Annotated in this window: 17 protein-coding genes; 3 read left to right on the top strand and 14 right to left on the bottom strand. The window is 43.5% G+C overall.

Going from position 1 to position 20,743, the window contains the following annotated elements; genetic code table 11:
- Positions 1 to 16 precede the first annotated feature (16 nt).
- Entirely contained in the window at positions 17 to 667 is a 651-nt protein-coding gene (locus M8E35_RS05955; protein WP_252467910.1) for a lysoplasmalogenase, read from the top strand.
- A 247-nt stretch (positions 668 to 914) separates the two neighbouring features.
- Here the strand turns inward: M8E35_RS05955 and M8E35_RS05960 are convergent, their stop codons facing one another.
- The 6 genes from M8E35_RS05960 to M8E35_RS05985 form a co-directional block, all read right to left on the bottom strand.
- Positions 915 to 2,471, bottom strand: a complete 1,557-nt coding sequence (locus M8E35_RS05960; RefSeq protein ID WP_252467911.1) for an ABC-F family ATP-binding cassette domain-containing protein — start codon at positions 2,469 to 2,471, stop codon at positions 915 to 917.
- Positions 2,472 to 2,576: 105 nt separating this feature from the next.
- Positions 2,577 to 2,732, bottom strand: coding sequence for a hypothetical protein (locus tag M8E35_RS05965; RefSeq protein WP_200797872.1), 156 nt, complete (start codon positions 2,730 to 2,732; stop codon positions 2,577 to 2,579).
- A 69-nt stretch (positions 2,733 to 2,801) separates the two neighbouring features.
- On the bottom strand, positions 2,802 to 4,748 hold the full coding sequence (locus tag M8E35_RS05970; protein WP_252467912.1) for an ABC-F family ATP-binding cassette domain-containing protein: 1,947 nt from the start codon (positions 4,746 to 4,748) through the stop codon (positions 2,802 to 2,804).
- Positions 4,749 to 4,950: 202 nt separating this feature from the next.
- Complete coding sequence (locus M8E35_RS05975; protein WP_252467913.1) at positions 4,951 to 5,502, bottom strand: hypothetical protein; 552 nt, start codon at positions 5,500 to 5,502, stop codon at positions 4,951 to 4,953.
- A gap of 112 nt (positions 5,503 to 5,614) precedes the next feature.
- A complete protein-coding gene (locus tag M8E35_RS05980) occupies positions 5,615 to 6,916 on the bottom strand; it encodes an L-cysteine desulfidase family protein (protein WP_252467914.1) in 1,302 nt (433 codons plus the stop codon).
- Between the two features lie 248 nt (positions 6,917 to 7,164).
- A complete protein-coding gene (locus tag M8E35_RS05985) occupies positions 7,165 to 7,368 on the bottom strand; it encodes an aspartyl-phosphate phosphatase Spo0E family protein (RefSeq protein ID WP_252467915.1) in 204 nt (67 codons plus the stop codon).
- A gap of 326 nt (positions 7,369 to 7,694) precedes the next feature.
- Here M8E35_RS05985 and M8E35_RS05990 point away from each other — a divergent pair, with 326 nt between their 5' ends.
- Complete coding sequence (locus M8E35_RS05990; protein ID WP_301998163.1) at positions 7,695 to 7,874, top strand: type II toxin-antitoxin system RelE family toxin; 180 nt, start codon at positions 7,695 to 7,697, stop codon at positions 7,872 to 7,874.
- Positions 7,875 to 8,416: 542 nt separating this feature from the next.
- Positions 8,417 to 8,653 (top strand): YkoF family thiamine/hydroxymethylpyrimidine-binding protein, encoded by a 237-nt coding sequence (locus M8E35_RS05995; protein ID WP_252467919.1) that lies wholly within the window; start codon positions 8,417 to 8,419, stop codon positions 8,651 to 8,653.
- A gap of 263 nt (positions 8,654 to 8,916) precedes the next feature.
- Here M8E35_RS05995 and hutI read toward each other — a convergent pair whose 3' ends face one another.
- From hutI to M8E35_RS06035, 8 genes are all read right to left on the bottom strand, one after another.
- On the bottom strand, positions 8,917 to 10,173 hold the full coding sequence (gene hutI, locus M8E35_RS06000) for an imidazolonepropionase (RefSeq protein WP_252467920.1): 1,257 nt from the start codon (positions 10,171 to 10,173) through the stop codon (positions 8,917 to 8,919).
- A 207-nt stretch (positions 10,174 to 10,380) separates the two neighbouring features.
- The gene (locus M8E35_RS06005; RefSeq protein ID WP_252467921.1) at positions 10,381 to 11,094 is read right to left on the bottom strand and encodes a vitamin B12 dependent methionine synthase; all 714 of its coding nucleotides are present in this window, start codon (positions 11,092 to 11,094) and stop codon (positions 10,381 to 10,383) included.
- A gap of 41 nt (positions 11,095 to 11,135) precedes the next feature.
- On the bottom strand, positions 11,136 to 13,154 hold the full coding sequence (gene hutU, locus M8E35_RS06010) for a urocanate hydratase (protein WP_252467922.1): 2,019 nt from the start codon (positions 13,152 to 13,154) through the stop codon (positions 11,136 to 11,138).
- Between the two features lie 525 nt (positions 13,155 to 13,679).
- Positions 13,680 to 14,312: a cobalamin B12-binding domain-containing protein gene (locus M8E35_RS06015; RefSeq protein ID WP_229245697.1), complete on the bottom strand. Its 633-nt coding sequence runs from the start codon at positions 14,310 to 14,312 to the stop codon at positions 13,680 to 13,682.
- A 172-nt stretch (positions 14,313 to 14,484) separates the two neighbouring features.
- Positions 14,485 to 15,942, bottom strand: coding sequence for a trimethylamine methyltransferase family protein (locus M8E35_RS06020; RefSeq protein WP_252467923.1), 1,458 nt, complete (start codon positions 15,940 to 15,942; stop codon positions 14,485 to 14,487).
- A 532-nt stretch (positions 15,943 to 16,474) separates the two neighbouring features.
- A complete protein-coding gene (locus tag M8E35_RS06025; RefSeq protein WP_252467924.1) occupies positions 16,475 to 17,938 on the bottom strand; it encodes a trimethylamine methyltransferase family protein in 1,464 nt (487 codons plus the stop codon).
- 506 nt (positions 17,939 to 18,444) lie between these two features.
- Entirely contained in the window at positions 18,445 to 19,434 is a 990-nt protein-coding gene (locus tag M8E35_RS06030; RefSeq protein ID WP_252467925.1) for an ATP-binding protein, read from the bottom strand.
- 146 nt (positions 19,435 to 19,580) lie between these two features.
- Positions 19,581 to 20,528, bottom strand: coding sequence for a glycine betaine ABC transporter substrate-binding protein (locus tag M8E35_RS06035; protein WP_508012092.1), 948 nt, complete (start codon positions 20,526 to 20,528; stop codon positions 19,581 to 19,583).
- Positions 20,529 to 20,743 lie beyond the last annotated feature (215 nt).

The following is a 20,743-nucleotide window of genomic DNA, read 5'->3' on the forward strand; positions in this document are numbered from 1 at the left end:
TAATGGAGGTACAGTAATGACTTTACAAATTCTTATAGTCATCATTTTTATGGTTGCTTTTATCGGCAACTTGTATGCTGACAGACATAGTAACCTAAAACTGCTTAAAGGGCTGACAAAATCTCTCTTAGTCCCCTTAATCATTCTTTTCTATTTGATAAGCGCAGAGCATATTAATTATTTTATTGTCACTGCTTTATTTTTGGGGTTCCTCGGTGACGTCTCATTATTATGTACCAAAAAAATATTCTTTGCTATTGGTTTGCTTGCATTTCTTGTTGGCCATTTATTTTACACTCTGGCCTTTCTACAATCAACACAGTATTTCGAAATTGTTCCAATCTGGTTTTTTGCAATTTTAATCCCTTATATTTTATATGGCTTGGCTATTCTGAGGATACTTAGACCAAACCTGAAAGAGATGCTAGTTCCGGTAGTTGTTTATATGTGTGTCATACTGATAATGAGTTTCACCAGTTCAAGCCGTATTTGGAACGGTTTTACCCCCCAATTCTTATTACCCTTTATTGGTTCCTTATTTTTCATAGCCTCTGACTCTGTATTAGCCTATAACAACTTTAATGCGCCTTCAGCAAATTATGAGCAGTTTATCATGTTTACTTACATTTTAGCTCAGGTTTTGATTGTTGCCGGTTTTTTATATTAATGACATCCAATCTTGGCCAGTAGTTTCCTTTGAACAATCCAGTGAAAAAAGAGGCAGAATAGAAGATTTTTGTAAAGGCTGTGCGAAATATGTTTAAGAATAAGAACACGGGTGTAGGAAGATTGTTCTTCCTACACCCGTGTTAAATTTCTGTCCGTCCGCGCAATCAAGTCCGATCAGTTATCCTAACCGAACTGCCACCCCCGATGCAACCACTCGTTTCAAGTCCTAATCGTCGTGCTTCTCATTACACGATTTTAGTGGTCCACTCTTCCAGATTCCAGACATCCGTCACCCAGTCTTCGTAAAATTCCGGTTCGTGGGAAACGACGATTACTGTCCCTTTATATTCCATAATTGCTTTCTTGAGCTCAGCCTTAGCATCCACATCCAAATGATTGGTAGGCTCGTCAAGGACCAACCAGTTCACGTCTTTCAGCATCAGCTTACACAACCGAACTTTAGCATTCTCTCCCCCGCTCAAGACCATCATCTTACTGGAGATGTGTTCACTGGTCAAACCGCACCTGGCCAAGGCCCCACGCACTTCGGAATTTGTAAGTCCGGGGAATTCACCCCAAACTTCTTCCAACGCGGTCTTAGTATTTTTGCGACTGGATTCTTGCTCGAAATAACCCGGGTAAAGATAGTCTCCCAGCTCAACTTCACCGGATACAGGTTGAATATACCCCAGTAAAGTCTTTAGTAAGGTAGATTTTCCCAATCCGTTAACCCCGCGGATTGCAACCTTCTGCCCGCGTTCCAGTGCCAAATCCAAAGGCCGAGTCAAAGGCTCATCATAGCCCAGTACAATACCCCTAGCCTCAAAAATCATCTTACCTGGTGATCGAGCTTCCTTAAATCTAAACTTTGGTTGAATTCTCTCCCTTGGCCGCTCAATCAGATCCATTTTTTCCAGCTGTTTCTGCCGGCTTTTGGCCCGCCCGGTTGTTGAAATCCGTGCTTTATTGCGGGCAATAAAGTCCTCGAGTCGATCCACTTCTTTTTGTTGCTTATCATAGGCTTTAATTTCCTGGATCTTTCGAGTTTCTAGGAGTGCCATAAACTGCTCGTAGTTTCCGGTATAGCGTGTCAACAAGGCATTTTCCACGTGATAGATAACATTAATAACGCTATTCATAAACGGCACATCATGAGACACGAGGATAAACGCATTTTCATACTGATTAAGATAACGTTTGAGCCACTCAATATGCTCAACATCTAAAAAGTTAGTTGGCTCATCCAAAATTAAAATGCTAGGATTTTGAAGCAACAATTTGGTCAATAAAACCTTTGTCCTCTGGCCCCCGCTCAAATCTGCGACATCTTTTTCGAGGCCAATTTCTCCAAGACCCAATCCATTAGCAATCTCTTCAATCTTCGTATCAATCATATAAAAACCGTTGTGTTCTAAAATGCTCTGAATCTCTCCTACCTCTTCCAGGAGCTTATTCATTTCGCTTTCAGAAACATTGCCCATTCGGTTATACATTTCCAATGTTTCTGCTTCCAGATCATACATCCCTTGAAATGCCTCTTTGAGCACGTCGCGGATGGTCTTCCCTTTGGTTAAAACCGTATGCTGATCTAAATAGCCGACGGTTACCCGATTCGACCATTCCACTTTACCCTTGTCTGGCATAAGCTTGCCCGTAATAATATCCAGAAAGGTTGATTTTCCTTCCCCGTTCGCTCCCACTAAGCCAACGTGCTCACCTTTTAATAAGCGAAAACTAACATCCTCAAATATTTTACGTCCACCAAATCCATGGCTGACATTTTCAACACTTAATACGCTCATTTGACTTAACTTCTCTCCCTTAATTGTAACTATATTTATTTAATATAATTCTTATTTAACTTCCACCAAGCCTTTTCCATGGAACCTAAAGCGGCTAAAACCAGGTTACTTGTCAAACATTCCACCGACTTTGCGTCGTTTGATGCCCTTCCTCTTCTCCCCAATTTTCTGAGTCGCTTTCATTGGGCCGCCTTGTTGGGAACTCTTCAGCTTTTTTTCTTCAACTAACTTTTTCATCAGATCTAAGGTTTTCTCATCCATATTTTTATCCTCCAATTATTTTAAGGTAAATCGCTTAATCGAATCGGGCCTCGAGCATCGCGCCTCGTCTTATCCCTTGTTTTGTTCTATTTTTTCTGCCAACTCCGTCAAATACGTCCAACGTTCCAGTAAATCATCCAGTTTCTGTTCAAGGGTTTTTTGGAGTTTGACTAACTCTGTTAGCTTTCCAAAATCACTGCCAGAATCATTCATGTCTTGGTTGATTTTTTGCAACTCTTCTTCCGCTTGGGCAATCTGAGCATCAATCTGGGCATACTCTTGTTGCTCTTTATAGCTCATTTTCAGCGGACGCTCTTTTTTCTTCTCGGAACCTGCCTTATCTAAATCAGCATCCATGCCTCGGAATGTTTTTGCCAAAGAAGCTAATTTGACAGCCTGTTCTGCTTCTTGCTCTGCAGCGTACACCTGCTCACGATAGTCCGAGTAATTTCCGGCATACGACCGAATTTTCCCGTCCCCTTCAAAGGCAAAAATCTTATCTGTAACCCGATCCAGAAAATACCGGTCGTGAGAAACTGCAATTACGGCTCCCGGAAAATCATCCAGATAGCTTTCCAAGATAGTAAGAGTTTGAATATCTAAATCATTGGTCGGCTCATCCAACAAGAGAACATTTGGCGCTCCCATCAAGATCCGCAAAAGATACAACCTTCGTTTTTCCCCACCGGAGAGTTTACCGATCTGCGTCCACTGAACAGCAGGTGGAAATAAAAAGCGTTCCAGCATTTGAGAGGCGGTTATAAAACCGCCATCTGCCGTAGGGATCACTTCTGCAATGGCTTTAATCTCATCAATCACTCGACGCTCCGGATCCATATAGGTATTTTCCTGAGAAAAATATCCCACATTTACTGTCGAGCCCAGTTCTATACTGCCGCTATCCGGTGTCAGGTTGCCCACAATCAAGTTTAGCAATGTCGACTTGCCGCTCCCATTAGGGCCAATAATGCCTATCCGGTCATTTCTCAAGAGAATATAGCTGAAATTTTTAATGACCACACCCCGGTCGGGAAACTCTTTTCGCACTTCATTGCATTCTAGGATCTTCTTTCCTAAACGAGACGCCCCCGTGGGCATTTCAATCCGATCCCCATACTCCACAGGTTTATCAGCCTGCAACTTTTCAAAACGCTCAATCCTAGCCTTTTGCTTCGTGGTTCGGGCTTTAGCGCCTCTTCGCATCCAAGCAAGTTCATTGCGAAAGAGATTTTGGCGTTTTCTCTCAGTCGCTTCAACCTGCTCCTCCCGCTCCGCTTTTAACTCTAAAAAGCGACTATAGTTACCGGGATAAGGATACAGTTTACCCTGGTCTAACTCTAATACTCGCCCCACCACACGATCAAGAAAATACCGATCGTGGGTGATCATAACCAGGGCACCTTTGCGTTTATTAAGATACTGTTCCAGCCAATCTACGGTATCATTGTCAATGTGGTTTGTTGGCTCATCCAGCATCAGGATATCAGTAGGGTTAATGAGAGCACTTGCTAAAGCAACTCGTTTTCTCTGCCCACCCGAAAGAGTTCCCACTAAAGTATCAAACCTTGAAATCCCCAGCTTATTCAGGATGGTTTTGGCCTCATTTTCAAGTTGCCAAGCATCCAATTCATCCATCTGCTGGCCTAAATCAATCAATCTTTGTTGCAACTTCGGATCATCGGAATACTCATTTAGCTTTTCTAAGGCTAATTCATACTCTCGCAACAATTTCATAACCGGGGAATTTCCTTTGAAGACCTGCTGCAACACCGTCGCGGAGTCTTCGAATTCCGGATTTTGGGGGAGGTACTCTAAGCGGACACTATTTCCCGTGGTAACCTTGCCCTGATCTGGCCACTCGATACCTGCCAATATTTTAAGCAATGTAGACTTGCCCGTCCCATTGACTCCAATAATCCCTATTTTTTCCCCCTCGTCAATCCCGAAGGAAATATCCGTGAATAGAACCTTTTCACCATAACTTTTCGTCAAATTCTCAGCAGTTAAGACATTCATGCCGGCCCTCTTCTCCTTAGCAAAAGCTGTACAACACCTTATTATATCACAGTTCCGTAAACGATGCCGAATAAACCAACTAGACCACGCTGGCCATAGATGGCCGAGTGTCTCAGTTACTTTTTCTAACGGGTACTGAAAAGTCCCATAACTGAGCATCAATTTGGCACAGTCATGGGACTTTTATATAACTAGAATCCTGCTAAGAAACCTCTTCATCGGCTAATCCCTTTAAAACCTCATGGGCACTGCGACGTAAAGCTCCAACAATTTTCGCAGACTCAACTTCTAAATTTTCTCTCTCAATTGCGGCAATGGTGCTCTTTTCTTCCAGGGACTTTATACGTTGGCGACTTTCTTCAGACCCTTTAAGCATAAGATACATCTCATCTTGACGAGAACGCATAACATTCATGTCTGTCTTTAAACTACCTACATCTGTCCTTAAATCACTTACGTCTGTCTTTAAATCACTTACGTCTGTCTTTAAACCACTTACATCTGTCTTTAAACCACTTACGTCTGTCTTTAAACCACTTACGTCTGTCTTTAAATCACTTACGTCTGTCTTTAAACCACTTACATCTGTCTTTAAACCACTTACATCTGTCTTTAAACCACTTACGTCTGTCTTTAATATACTTACGTCTGTCTTTAGTATACTTACGTCACTCTTCAAACTACTTACGTCTGTCTTTATGACCTCAAGGACACCAAGAACTTTTCCGAACATCTCTCGAGTTTCTTGATCCACTTCTCTCCCCCCTAGATCTCAACTCTCTCTATTTGTCACTATTTTACAAGTCCAAAAGCGGTTTGTCCATCGATTTCTAATTTTTATTCTAATTGCCTCAAACTAACAAAGCTTAGCCAACTTTCTTTTGCACCATAATATCCAGAATAATTCGATCCACCTCATAGCTGGCATCATTAGCCAGTCGTCCAAGGTTTTCGATCGTCTGTTCAGCCGTTCTTTCAATAATGCCATCCGTGGCCTGAATAGTTTTACCCTCCACAGCCATGATCGCAGACTGAACAGCAGCACTCGTACAGGTCGATAACTTCAAAGCACACCCAGCCTTGGCTCCATCACAGAACATTCCGGTCGTATTGCCCTGCATATTCTGGATAGCCGACTTTATTTCTGCTTTTCCTCCTCCAAGCAAATAGGTAATACCGCAGCTTGCACCGGTCCCAGACGCGGTTGCACCACATAAAGCAGAAAGTCGGCCAATCTTTAACTTAATGTAAATTGCAATCAGATTACTTAACGTTACTGCACGAATCAGTTGCTCGCTCGATACCTGCAATTTTTCTCCTGTAGCTACAACAGGCAAAGTCGCCGAAATCCCTTGATTTCCGCTTCCGGAATTACTCATTACCGGCATAGTACATCCCGACATTCTAGCATCCGAGGCGCCGGCTGTCAGAGCCATAGCATGAGTTATTAAATCATCGGAAAGCATTCCTTTACCGACACTACTTTTAATCGTTTTTCCTACCTCTAAACCATACGCATTCGATAACCCCTCTAGCCCAACATTCGTATTGAGTTCAATGGCCTTCTTAATAATTGTCAGATCACTGATTTGCGCCCGCTGAACAAACTCCCATATAGAGTCTATCGTGATAAACGAATCTTCGCTTTTCCCACTGTCACTGATCCCAGCTACATCAGATTCATCTGCACTCAACCTGTTTATCAATAAATTCCCGTCCACTTCAACAAGTACAACCTGGGTATGTTCGTCTGCAACAACCACCCTTGCGTATGATTGTGGGGTCTTAACGATCACCTCAACATATAGCTTTTTCGAAGTATCTGCTATTCCCACCGTAACTTTCCCCTGCTCGATCATAGTTTTCGCGTTTTCTACATCCCGAGGAGTCAATCCTTCTAATACTTCAAGCCCTTTAGAAAAATCTCCTGCGATTACACCTAACACTGCGGCAAGATCGACTCCACAGCCCTGGGCACCGGGAATTGCCACAGCCATCGCATTCTTGAGCACATTAGCGCTGGCTAAAACTCTCACCGAAGTAATTATATCTCCTTTGACATGCTTTTTAGCTAGAGCAGCTGCAAAGGCAATTGCCATTGGTTCAGTACATCCAAGTGTTACGACAAGTTCCTTTTCTAAACGTTCTAAAAACTTCTTGTATTCCATATCGCAATTACCCCCTGTTTTTAACGAAGCTATCTCATTGATTAATTGTAAAAATTCATTCTAAGTTGTCTTAATCATTTGATTATAACCTATTTTGATTCTTTACGTTGTCTTTTAGATGATAATTATGATAAGCGAGTAAATAAAAAAAGCTAGCCCTTAGTTAACTGATAATTCAGAAACCAAAAACAGCCTCAAATTCAGATTTTAGACCGACTGGGATCATTCGAATTTTGATTCACTCAACCCTAAGAGCTTTGATACTTTGAGCTTAGATCAAGTTTACGACTGGAATAGAATTCGTTAATCAAGACATCTAATTTGCAACTTATACTCACAACTCTATGATCCGTTAGGTTTTTATCTGAAGCAATTTCATGCATTTTTAATCTTAATTCTTCGATTTGCTCATCTATTACCTGTTTCACAATCAAAAAACCTCGCTTCAACAAAATATCGAATCCTCCGCTATTCTAATATATTTTCTTGAGAACATCAACGATGTATAAGATAATCTTTTGTCGGAAAATGGAAAAAATATGTTTACTGTCAAAAATTATCCATTTTTAAAAAAAGATTAAATACTTCAAGCCATCTTTTACTCATTTATTATTGTAAAACGTCATTCCGTTGACACCCACATTAGGCCCTTACGCGATAATTATCATTATTTGCATCTATTTTGATAAGAAAAATAATTAAAAATAATAATATTTTCTGAAATATTTGTCAATTTAGGGCTTAAAATATCTGGATTTGGCATGAAGCTCGAAATCAAATAGAAGGACTGCTTGAAGTACCACCAAAGGGTGATATTAAGCAGATGCAGGGCATAAATCCTCCTGTTCTTCGTTTACGAATAGGAAAATATCGGGTATTATATGAGTATACTAATATTAATGACGAAGAAATTTTAATGATTAAAGATATCGGATCACGAGGGGACATTTACAAGTAAGGGAGATGATAATATGTCACAGTTTCAAAGCAAATTATTGATATGATTGATATGCTTCCTGAGTCGGAACAGGAGTTAGCATTCGAAATGATTAAAAGAAAATGGTCCTTGCATGGGACAGTGATTTCACAAAGCTGACGCCTCTGGAGAGAGAGAGATTAACCCAATCCGAAAAAGAAATAGCCAGTGGAGAAACCGTTAGCCATTCAGACATTGACTGGAATTAAACTTAAAGTAGTGACGCCCTTTACATAGTGACACTGCTCTGTCCCACGTTCAAACAAAAGAACGTGGGGCTTTTTTGTGTTTCCAAACAAATGAAAAGGAGTGAATCGGTTAGGATGTTGCAAACGAAGGATTTTTACAAACGTAAAATTCTCTCCAATTTTCAATAGCTGAAACTCGGGGCGAATTTTTAGAACTACACTATTTGTTCGACCGCTTACATAATTATCTTGCTTAGTGGTGCCATCAATTTCAAATAGTTTATCCCGAATTTGGAAAAGCTAATTTTTGAAAACAATAAAAGGAGGACATTGTAAATGTTATGTGCAGAGGTATCAATCTACCCTCAGAAAACGAATAACGCAAGCCAGATCATTACGGGTGCTATTCAAACGTTATCACAAGAAAATATTGAGTACAAAGTTGGTTCTCTAAGCACCCATATTGACGGAAATGATGATCAAGTATGGACTGGAATCAAGAAAGTTTTCGACGAGGCAAAAAACTCTGGCGAAGTAAGCATGGTAGTTACTATTTCTAACTCCGCCCACTAAAACTCAAACGAAATAATGAACAGTCCAGTAGAATCTGAATACTACTAAATCAATATATTTAGGCTTAGCAACGAATGCCAACCCTTAAACCTTTATATAGCAACTCAATCAAAGCCAGGGCTAACCCTTTTGGAGGGGTAGCCCTGGCTTTTTAAATCCATCCTTAGTTTCTAGAAACACCCATGTGAAGTGACTCTCTCCGCTCAGCGGCCACCTTAAGGTCTTTTAGATCTAGTTTTTAAAACTAATTATAAACTTTGACCTTAGCCCCCCCAAACCACTTTACCTCGCTTAATTACCGTCTCAACTGGGTTACTTCCAAAATGATACGGCAAGTAATTTAGATTCGGAATATCAAGAATAAGCACATCCCCCTGTTTCCCAACCTCTAGACTCCCCACTTGGTTTGCTCTGCCGATAGCATGGGCAGCATTAATCGTACACCCAGCCAAAGCTTCTTCAGGGGTAAGTCTGAGGTAGAGACAAGCCAGAGTTATAACAAGAGGCATGGATTCCGTAGGAGAAGATCCGGGATTTGAATCCGTAGCCAACGCTACAGGTGCCCCTGCACGTATCATCTCTCTCGCTCTGGCGTACGAATTCTTAGCAAGGTTAAACGAAGTTGCCGGAAGCAACACTGCAATTACACCTTGTCGTGCTAGAGCTGCGATTCCTTCATCCGAAGCTTGAAGTAAATGATCGGCACTAATAACACCCAGTTTTGCCGCTAATTCTGCCCCTCCCGCTGAAGCTAGTTCATCCGCATGCATTTTTAACTTAAAATTCAACTCTTTCGCCTTAACTAAAATCCGCTCACTTGATTCGAGACTAAAAACTCCAGGCTCGCAAAAAACATCACAGAATTCCGCCAGGTCTTCGGCAGCAACCTGCGGTAACATCACATCCACTATGTAGTTTGTAAACTCTTCTTCACTGTACCCCGATGGAACCGCATGCGCCCCCATAAACGTCGGAACCAAGTCAACCGCCTGTTCTCCATCTAATTCGTGTATAAGACGTAAAGCCCGCAATTCTTCATCCACCATCAGGCCATACCCGCTCTTTGCCTCAACCGTCGTCGTGCCCATGCTCAACATCGTCCGGAGCCGACGGCTTGTTTGCGCTTTAATTTCTTCATCAGTAGCCAACTTAGTACTTCGAACCGTAGAAAGAATCCCCCCGCCTTGCTTAAGTATCTCAAGATAAGGAACCCCTTTAAGCTTCAAAGACAATTCATTCTCACGAGAACCAGCATAGAGAACATGAGTGTGAGGATCGACAAACCCCGGGGTAACAACCTTACCCAGCGCACTTATTTGCCGCGTATCAGGTCCTGCCCACCCGCCAGCTCGAACTTCCTCTGTAGTGCCAACCGCAACAATCTTTCCCTCACGGATAGCAACAGCACCATCTTCAATCAAACCAATCTCAGACATACCTTCCCCACAGGCCGGACCGTCCGAGTAGCCCCTCAGCGTCGCCATCAATTGGGCGGAATGGATCAAGAGATCCGCATACATTACACAATCAGCTCCAATCAAGTCATTTAGGGTAACCTAAAAAAGATACGCAGTGGAAAAGCAGTGAACTCGTTCAACTAAAGTTGAACATGGGAATCTTAACATCGGATGAGACAAGAATGGAACTCAGAACAGTACTCCAAACTCTCTTGGCTATGTTACCCCTACCCTATTAGATATAGGATATTAGATATTTGGAGCTTGATCTTAAGTTGTTACTGACTTGGGCTTACCAAATTTCAAGCGGCTGTGAGCACAATTTTGCTGTTCGACACACATCTCACAGGTGATCGCGCAGGACAAGTTCGGCTTACTCAGCTTTTCTCCAACCGGAATAACAAGAGTATGAGATTTTATCGGAGACATCAACATCGTTTCCCCTAAAGATATGCCAAGCTCTCCCCCATCCAACAAAGTAAATAAGATTTTCTGAGCTTCCAGGGGAATTTGATAACCACCCGGACATAAATTATGCCCAGTCTGTAAGCCACGATCTGACACTTGCTTGACAACCATGCCCCTTAACAATTCTAAAGCTTCATCAAGCGCCACAGTCCCGCAACCGTCTAGAACCATCCCATCGAGCATCTCCCCATCTTGAAACAAACGGATTGATTCCTCTTCAAGCCGGGAACCGATAGTTTGGATAGCAATTAAAACCTCCTGAGCCCCCTCAAAGAACGAGGCAGCAGCCCCAACAGGATACTGATTTGCAATAAGAATTTCCCCTGGACCCGAAACCTCCACCGGTACATAACCATAAATACAGCGAGCATCAACAAGTCCTAACGCTTTGACTCGCATCTCCTCAATGGTTGACTTAAAATTCCGACTCCGTTCCGAGTCTGCATCCGGCATACCAATACGCCGATAAATCTCTGAAGTATCTAATTTTAAGTTATCCCACTTTATATATTCCATCACTTTATCCTCCCAGCTTAACGGAAGCAAAGGGACTATTCTCAGACTTCCTTCACTAATCGCTCAATCAACTCATCCTTCGGAATAAAAGGCACCGTAATATGCCCCAAACCCTTATACCGCTCATTGAACTCAATGCCAGTCTCAATAGAATGCTCGTTCCTGGCCCAAGCCCGCCGAGCAACCCCCCCGATTACATCCCACAAAAGCGCAGACTTTATAACCTCATCCACACGTCCACTCCCGTCAAGGACCAAGCCAAATCCTCCATTAATAGCTTTACCAATACCGACACCGCCGCCATTATGAAGAGAAACCATACTCATCCCTCGGGCGGCATCTCCGACGAAACTTTGCACAGCCATATCTGCCATGACATTGCTTCCATCTTTGATATTCGCCGTCTCCCTAAACGGAGAATCCGTTCCACTTACATCGTGATGATCTCGTCCCAGCATGACCGGGCCGATCTCTCCATTGCGAATCATCTCATTAAATTTAAGGGCAATCTTAATCCTGCCTTCGGCATCCTGATAAAGAATCCGAGCTTGAGTACCGACAACCAGTTTATTTTTCTCAGCATCCTTAATCCAAATATAGTTGTCCCGATCTTGACCCCTGCGGTTTGGATCAATACACCCCATGGCAGCCTCATCCGTTTTACGCAGATCTTCCTTTTTCCCGCTTAAACAAACCCATCTAAAAGGCCCATACCCATAATCAAACAGTTCTGGCCCCATAATATCTTCAACATAGGACGGGAAAATAAAGCCATCCTTCTCATCCACGCCATTTTTCGAAATCTCATTCACTCCGGCATCATAAACTGCCTTCATAAAAGAATTACCATAGTCGAAGAAATAAGTGCCTCTTTCTACCAACGTCCGAATCAATTCAAACTGCCGAACCAAGCTCTGATCCACAAGCCTTTTGAACTCAGCCCGGTCGGTTGCCAGTAACCTGGTTCGCTCCTCGAAAGAGATCCCTTGTGGGCAGTATCCGCCTTCATAGGCAACATGACAAGACGTCTGATCACTGAGCAAATCCACTTTAATCTCATGCTTTACCGCATACTCCAATAAATCGACAACGTTACCCTGATAAGCAATCGACATGGGCTCTTTTTTCTGCACATACTCAGCCGCAATCCGGAAGACTTCCTCTAGATCCGCAGACACTCTGCTTACCCACCCCTGCTCATGGCGAGTCTTGATTCTAGATTCATCCACTTCAGCGATAATCCCCACACCTCGGGCAATTTCCACAGATTTCCCCTGAGCCCCGCTCATCCCGCCAAGACCTGACGAGATAAAAAGATGCCCGCTTATATCCCCATCATGAGGAATTCCTAACTTCATTCGCCCAGCATTAAGCAACGTATTAAAGGTACCGTGCACAATCCCCTGAGGGCCAATGTACATCCAACCGCCGGCGGTCATCTGACCATAGTTAGCAACACCCATTTGCTCTGCGATTTCCCAATCCTTCTGATTGTCAAACATCCCGACCATTAAGGCATTCGTAATGATCACGCGCGGAGCTTCCGGACGAGAGGGGAATAATCCGACTGGATGCCCGGATTCCATGACTAGAGTCTGATGATCCGTCATCACTTCCAAATATTTTTTAATCAAACGATATTGCAGCCAGTTTTGACAGACACTTCCTGTTTCACCATAGGTAACAAGCTCATAAGGATAAAGTGCCACCTCAAAATCCAGGTTATTATCGATCATCACCTGAAAAGCCTTACCCTCTATACAGTTCCCCTGATACTCGTCGATAGGTTTACCGGATAATTTCCCTGCCGGACGATAACGATACGCATAAATCCTGCCCCTGGTCCTCAATTCTTCCAGAAACTCGGGTGCCAACTGTTCATGTAATTCTTCAGGAACATAGCGCAAAGCATTCTTAAGCGCAATTTTAGTTTGACTGGGAGACAGGCTAAACCCCCGATCCGGAGCCCGCCTAATCCCTTCCACAAATTCCTGCATCTCAGGCAATTCAGGATCCAGCTTAACAGCCATAGCTTGTGAGATTTCATAGTTACTGATCATCCAGCTCACTCCTCACTTAATATTTAGCAATTCCGAGACTCCCACTTCTCAAGTGGATGTTCCTTATTGGGGGTAGACTCCATCCTACGGCGCGAACGTATTCGTATGTGGATCTGCGCCTTCGGCGTAAGTCTATCCCCAGCGCAATTGTATTCGTTACGGGCCGTGTGCTTTCGGCGATAATCTATCCTCAGCGCAGTTGTATTCGTTACAGGCCGTGCGCTTTCGGCGATAGTCTCCACCGGAGACTATCGTACCGGAGACTATCGTACTGGAGACTTACGTCACCGAAAGTCTCGATGTTCAGCTTTAACCGAACGAGTTCAATTAAAAAACCTTGCTTTACCTTACTAATGAACCAAGCAGGAAAGTCCCAATTAATTCATATTTTCAGAAATAGGTACAGTTGCCCTTTAGGACTCCTGTACCTATCACGTATACGGATGTTTTCACCGTCGTCTTTATGCTCTAATTTCTAAAATTCAAGTCTAACTAACGCTATACCGATCCCACTAATCATAGCCTTTAAGCAATTATGCGTCGACACAGCTCTGTTGCCGATGCGGCATCCGCAGCATATCCATCAGCGCCGATTTCATCAGCAAAACTTTGGGAAATAGGTGCCCCGCCAATAACGACCTTAACGGAATCACGCAAGCCCTCTTCTTTTAAAGCCTCAATCGTATCCTTCATCGAAAGCATGGTTGTTGTTAAAAGAGCGGACAAACCAATAACTTGAGGGGAATGCTCCTTAACAGCTTTTACAAAAGCAGCCGGATCTATGTCTACACCCAAATCAATAATTTCAAATCCGGCACTTTCCATCATCATAACAACCAGCTTTTTACCGATGTCGTGAAGATCGCCCTTAACTGTCCCGATCACCACTTTACCGGCGGTAGGCATGTCTTTGTCAGCAATCAACGGTTTTAAGAGTTCAATACCTGTACTCATAGCCTTAGCAGACATCATAACCTCTGGAACATACATATCCCCTGCTTTGAAACGAACTCCGACCACATTCATGCCCGCCATTAATCCCTGATTAATAATCTCCAGGGGATCATTGCCGTTATCAATCATTTTCTGGGTTAAATCCTTCGCCCCATTATAATTTCCATTAATCACGAGTTCAGCCAAGCTGGTAAAATCACTCATTAAGATTTCCTCCTCAAATATTGGTTTATCCCCTCACCCAAAGTAATCTATTAATACTATCACGTATTTTTCTTCAAGTATTAAATGCCTGTTAGCCGTCACAGGCTATCTGCCGGAAGTGAGTACACCTGACATTATATAAAAATGTCCCAAAATGATCAACTAACCTAAATTAAGCTTTCTCCCCAACTCTTTCCTTAGCTTTTCGGAGAATTTCACCGATTTGTGCCCTTACATCCTCGGTGACGGGCTTAGGCTGGTAAGTTTCCAAGACTTGTTTGATCTGGTCCCTGGCGCGTTCGATCATTGTCTTACTGCCGCTGGCTGTCCAATTTTCATAATTGTTAAAGTCCGAGAGATCAGGAAACCAGTTATCCCTAAAATGCTTGGCCGTATGGTCATCCCCAAGGAAGTTTCCTCCCGGGCCAACCCGCATGATGGACTCTACACCCAAGGACTCTTTATCAGTATTGATCCCTTTCAGTAACCGGCGGGTCCTGCCAATAACCTCGTTCGAAATAACCAGCAACTCTAAGGAACCCGTTATGCCAAACTCCATATAGAAAACATCATGCATAATATTGCACCCTTGAAGGGCTCCCATTAAGGTGAACATCGTTGACTCCGCGATAGCCTGTTCGTCACAAACCTTAGAATTACTACACCCGGCATAGCCCCAAGAGGGAAGTTGGTAGTAATGAGCCAGATCAACAGCGCCCCCTTGAAAGAGTACCGCTTCAGGAGTTCCATAAACCGCCTGCATCGTTCGCATATCAAGTGGCGAATTTCCATAACCGTAAATAAACGGAGCCCCCGGAGCCTTTAACTGGTGAATAATTAAGCCGCTCAACGCTTCCGCATTAGCCTGTACCAACGCCCCTGCAATTGTAGTAGGTACAGAAGCACCCGCCACACCACCGCAGGCAAAATTCGCGGGAACCCCATTTTCAGCAGCAATTAACAGTTTTTCGATGGACTCCTTCGGATGTTGAAGAGGTGAGGTGGGTTCAGTATAAATCATAAACAGAGGCTTCTGACGCAAGCGCTCCTTCCCACCCACAGCACAGGCTGCCATTTCAATAATATCTAGAAGAGTATCCCCATCTTCAGCAATCACTACCTGAGGTTTCTCCGTATTTTGAACCATAATGGCATATTGTTCACGATTAATCATACGAGGGTCTACATCGGACAATAAACCCATCGACATGACAAAATCAATATTCGGTAATTTGTCACACAGTCTAATAGCATTAGCGACATCTTCTTGACGCCAACTCCGCCGCTCTAAAGTGAAGGGATCCAGGTAATTGAGGGTATCAGACCCGGTCCCGAAGTAAACATTGGCCCCTTCAAGATGAAGCGCCGCCTCTCCCTTGCGGTTATACAGAGTCACACGCGAAGGAGCCGACTGCAATGCTTGCTTGATTAGAAAACTTGGGAAATAAACCCGATTACCGTTTTCCACATGTGCCCCGGCTTGCCGAAGCAATTCCACTGCCTCCTCATGGTGAATCACCATGCCTGTGTCTTCAAGAACTTGACAACTTGCGAGATGAATCTCCTCTGCTTGTTTTTCCGTGAGTGTCCGAAAGAACAGTCCGTTTCCGTGCGAGCTTCCAACTCCCATTGAGTGTAACCCCTTTCATTTGTTCCTGCCAGCGGATATGCCCCTTCGGCATAAGTCTAGCCTCAGATGCAATTGTATTCGTTACGGGCCGTGCGCCTTCGGCGATAGTCTATCCTCAGCGCAATCGTATTCGTTACGGGCCGTGCGCCTTCGGCGATAAGTCTATCCTCAGCGCAATCGTATTCGTTACGGGCCTTGCGCCTTCGGCGATAAGTCTATCCTCAGCGCAATTGTATTCGTTACGGGCCGTGCGCCTTCGGCGATAAGTCTATCCTCAGCGCAATCGTATTCGTTACGGGCCTTGCGCCTTCGGCGATAGTCTATCCTCAGCGCAATCGTATTCGTTACGGGCCTTGCGCCTTCGGCGATAGTCTCCACTGGAGACTATCGTACTGGAGACTATCGTACCGGAGACTATCGTACCGGAGACTATCGTACCGGAGACTATCGTACCGGAGACTATCGTACCGGAGACTTATGCCACCGAAGTCTCGATGTTCAGCTTTAGCTGAACGAGTTCACTAGTTTTCTTTTACTTCTTGCTTTTAACTTTTTCCGTCTCAGCAATAATCTCATTTAACCCCTCACGGATTGCTCCATCCAACAGTTCCGAGGTATGGGTGGCCACGATGTGCTTGGTTAATTCCTCAGCCTTGTCTTCCATCGATTTAGACCCCTGCTCTTCCCAGATCTCCCAGAATGAGCTATTGAACTGTTTAGACGACCAAATCTCTTCACGGAAGTGTTTAAACGTATGTTCATGGCTAACGTAGTTCCCGCCAGGTCCCACTTCATCGATCACATCCACAGCCATGGTCTCTTCATCAATTCGAGTTCCTCTCCCCATGTAACGGGCATTATCCATATAATCATTACACATAGTAAGGAAAGTCAGGGAACCAGTTTTTCCGCCTTCCAAATAGCCCACATCATGGACCAGGTTAGCACCCATTAACTGAGCCATCAAAATCCCATTTCCGGCTTCCATGCCAGCCTGAGCATCAGGTATCGGGGAATTAACACACCCAGCCTCCGTAAAGTTTGGAATTCCATAAAACTGTGACAATTGAGTCATAATAGCGTAATTCATCATCGTCTCCGGAGATCCATACAAGGTCGCAGTGGTCTTCATGTCCATAGGAGTAGCACCGCCGCCGATAATAATCGGAGCTCCCTTTTGTTTTAGTTGAGCCATAACCACCCCTGCCAGAGCTTCTGCATTCATCAAAACGATGGTTCCGGCTTTCGTAACCGGTGTAGTAGCCCCGGACAAAACTCCCGGAGTATATACAACGGGCACTCCATATTCAAAGCAAGCAAACATCTTGCCCACTCCGTCATTCGTGTGTACCAAGGGGGAGATCGGCTCTGAATAAAGAATCATAAACGGATTTTTTCTCAGTTCCTCTTTACCGCCAGCCACTAAAGCAGCCATCTCTAATTGCGCCCGCATATTGATTTCATCATGGGCAGTAACGATCATGGGTTTTGTAGTATTCGTAACCATTGCTTCTAACTGATGCAGATCGCTCACTTTTGAGTTCGTGTCCGCAGCAATGGCATAACTCATCACAAAATCATAATTAGGAAGAAAATCCATGACTCGGCAAGCCCGTTCGACATCCCTCTTACCGGAGCGTCTCCGCTTACCCGTTTCTAAATCTATCGTATAAGGCAGATCTGAGCCTGTCCCGAAATAGGTGCGATTCTTTTCCAAGGGCATAACCCGTTGTCCCTTCCGATTAGCAACCACAATTTTGCGCGGTGCTAAGCGCAGGCATTCCTCAACCAGCCAACTGGGAATTCGAACTCGATTCTCATTGACAATACATCCGGCATCTTTTAATAACTGTAACGCTTCCGGGTGATCAACTTTAACTCCGGTTCGTTCTAAGACTTCTAAAGTTGCAAAATGAATTTCCTCGATCTGTCCCTCACTCACCCAGCGTAATAATGGCGTTGTTTGTTCTATACTATTGGAACGAATCTTTCTCATTCATGTTACCTGGTTAATAAAACTTGGACAAAACCTAACCTTATCCTTTCGTAATTCTTGATGTATTGTTTATTAGCTCTCCAAGTTTTGAACATAATTTGTCGGTCTTAGTGTATCTCCAGAGTTATCTCAAATACCTGACAACGAAATCTTGACTGAAAGCTAAGTCTCAGCAAAGACGGCCGCCTTAGTTGCCCTCATACTCTGTCCATGACGGCCTATACACTTCGAGTAAGGTATCTCTATAACTATAGCTGTAAATATTGCAAGATTTATGCCATCCCTTAAACTGGGAGTGGATTTCTCTTTTTAATCAATACTTACTATTAATATATCGGTATCCTAAAGGGTTTTCTTAACTTTTAAAATTAAGAGTTTAGCCACTCTATAAACAGGCAAAAAACAAAGTGCTAAAATATTTTGCACTTCTACTATCTTCTTACTCCGCCTCACTGTTGCGCTTGCACAAACGCATAAATCTTTTGCTATGCTAAAATTTATTGCTGTTAATTTATTGTTTTTCGTTCAATCACAGAAATAGCCTTAGCAGGGCAGGCCTCTTCACAAATCCCGCATCCCCAACACTTGGTCAGGTCAAACTCAACCTTGCTCCGACGTTTACCCTTGACCATCACTTCCGCCTCTCCTATATAAAAAGCCCCAAAATTACAACGCTTGGCGCAAGCACCACAATGCGAACACTTAGAGTCATCCCTCTGAACCAGGATTTGACTCACCGGAAATACACCCTTGGTTCCTTTTTCTTGAGCCAAACGCAAGGGATAACAACAGCAGGAGCAACAATTGCAGATATAAGTCGGTCCCTTAATCCGCCAGTCGCTGTTCACTTGATGCATTAGACCTTTCTTATGAGCCGCCTTTACCAGTTCCTTGGCTTCTTCCTTCGTAAGGGACCGCCCGAAGGTCCGATCAGTTATCGAATCATTAAAGGTTAAACAGGTTTCTGTCGGCTTAACACAATGGCTTGCTAACTTACGACAATTACACGGAACTACCCTGATATCACTCACGGACTCAAGTACTTCATCAAGGTCTTCAATCAATAAAAACTGCTCCGGAGCCCTGTCTACCACTTCCTTATTGATAAGCGAATCCAGATAGGAATTCATCTTCCCTGCATAAACCTGATAACACCACTGATCCAAAGCCTTCCGCAAATCCTTGTCAATCAAAGGATAGCTTTCATCAAACTTACACACATAATCTAAGAGCTCATAAAAATCGGCTCCAAAATAAACAAGCTCCCCATCAAGCTCTTCCCTATGAACAATATGTTTATCATAACAGGCATCCAATAAAACCTGGGCATCTTCAAAAGAACAATCCAACCTTGCAACAATTTCCGAGACAGAACACTTTTCACCATTAAGCCCAACCACAAGACCCATCTCGCCCTCAGATACAAACCGATCCATATGCAAAACAACGAATTCCGGTACACCAAACAAAGACACAAACCGATCAATCACAGCCATCAAACTTCCTGCCTTTCACGTTGAAAAAGTTATAAAGCCACTCTATACCCCTTGCAAATATATGGAGTATAAAGTGGCAATTTAATCAAGTCCGAGACTCCCACTTCTTCAAGTGGGTGTTCCATATTCTACTTCGGTGACGACAATTACTTTAACAACCCTTTACTCTTTAAGAACGTCGTTGAAACTTCATCAATGGACTTCTTCTCAACATCGGCTTGCATGTTCAGTTCAGTAATAGTTAGAGTGTCTAACACGGAGCTTAACTTCTTAAGATCGGCGGCCAAAGTAGGATAAGCATCCACAATTTGCTGACGAACGACAGGGGCAGCATTATAGACCGGGAATGCCTTTTTATCGTCTTCAAGCATAACAAGCTTATCTGTAACAATCCTTGGTTCTGTAGTGAAGGCCAAAGCCAGATCCCCTTTTTGATTTTTAAGAGTTTCATAGTTTAAACCCATCGCTACATTAACAAAATCACCTTTAGGCATCTTGAAATCATATACCTTTTCAAAAGAAGGCAGTCCATCCGCTCTTCCTTCCCATTCAGGGAAGCCAACGAACTTTAAGGTTTCTCCCTTTTTCACTTGGGCAACATAGTCCGAAATAGTTTTAAGCTTATACTTTTCTGCAACATCCGGACGAACTACGATTCCATAAGTATCATTGAGCGGAGCATATTCTAACCAGGCAATTCCATTCTTAGCATCCCATTCTTTGATGAGTTTGTAGCTTTCCTCAGCCTCAAACACGGGAGCATGCTCCATCAAATTCATAACACCTGTTCCAGTGTACTCCCAATATAGATCAATTTGCCCGGAAGTAAGAGCCGGTCTGATTACCGCTAACTCACCAAGGCCCATTTTATTTTCAACGGGATACCCTAATCCTTCTAGATACTGAAGACTCAGTGTTCCTAAAATTGCCGCTTCAGTGAAGGTCTTAGACGAAATTTTAATGGTTGGTCCTTCTTTTCCCTTATCTGGAGCAGTTCCGGCAGTAGGCGTCTTTGCGCAACCGAACACCCCTCCCAAAGCTAATGTCAGGGACAAGACTGCAACGAGAAATAGTGATTTCTTCTTCATGTACATACCCCTTCCTTTCAACTATTTGTGCTAATTATACATCTTTTCATTTCATAATATTACCAAAGGCTTTTTATATGTCCTACCCCCTCCTTTTTTTGCCCTTTTAAAAACCGTCCCTCGTTCCCCTCAAGCACCTTTGCATGAAGATCCAAAGAGCTCCTAAAATCATATCCAACCCCGTCAATCAGTTAAAAAGATAGACGGAAGGACGCCCCTAG

Source organism: Desulfosporosinus nitroreducens, assembly GCF_023897015.1.
Taxonomy (GTDB): domain Bacteria; phylum Bacillota; class Desulfitobacteriia; order Desulfitobacteriales; family Desulfitobacteriaceae; genus Desulfosporosinus; species Desulfosporosinus nitroreducens.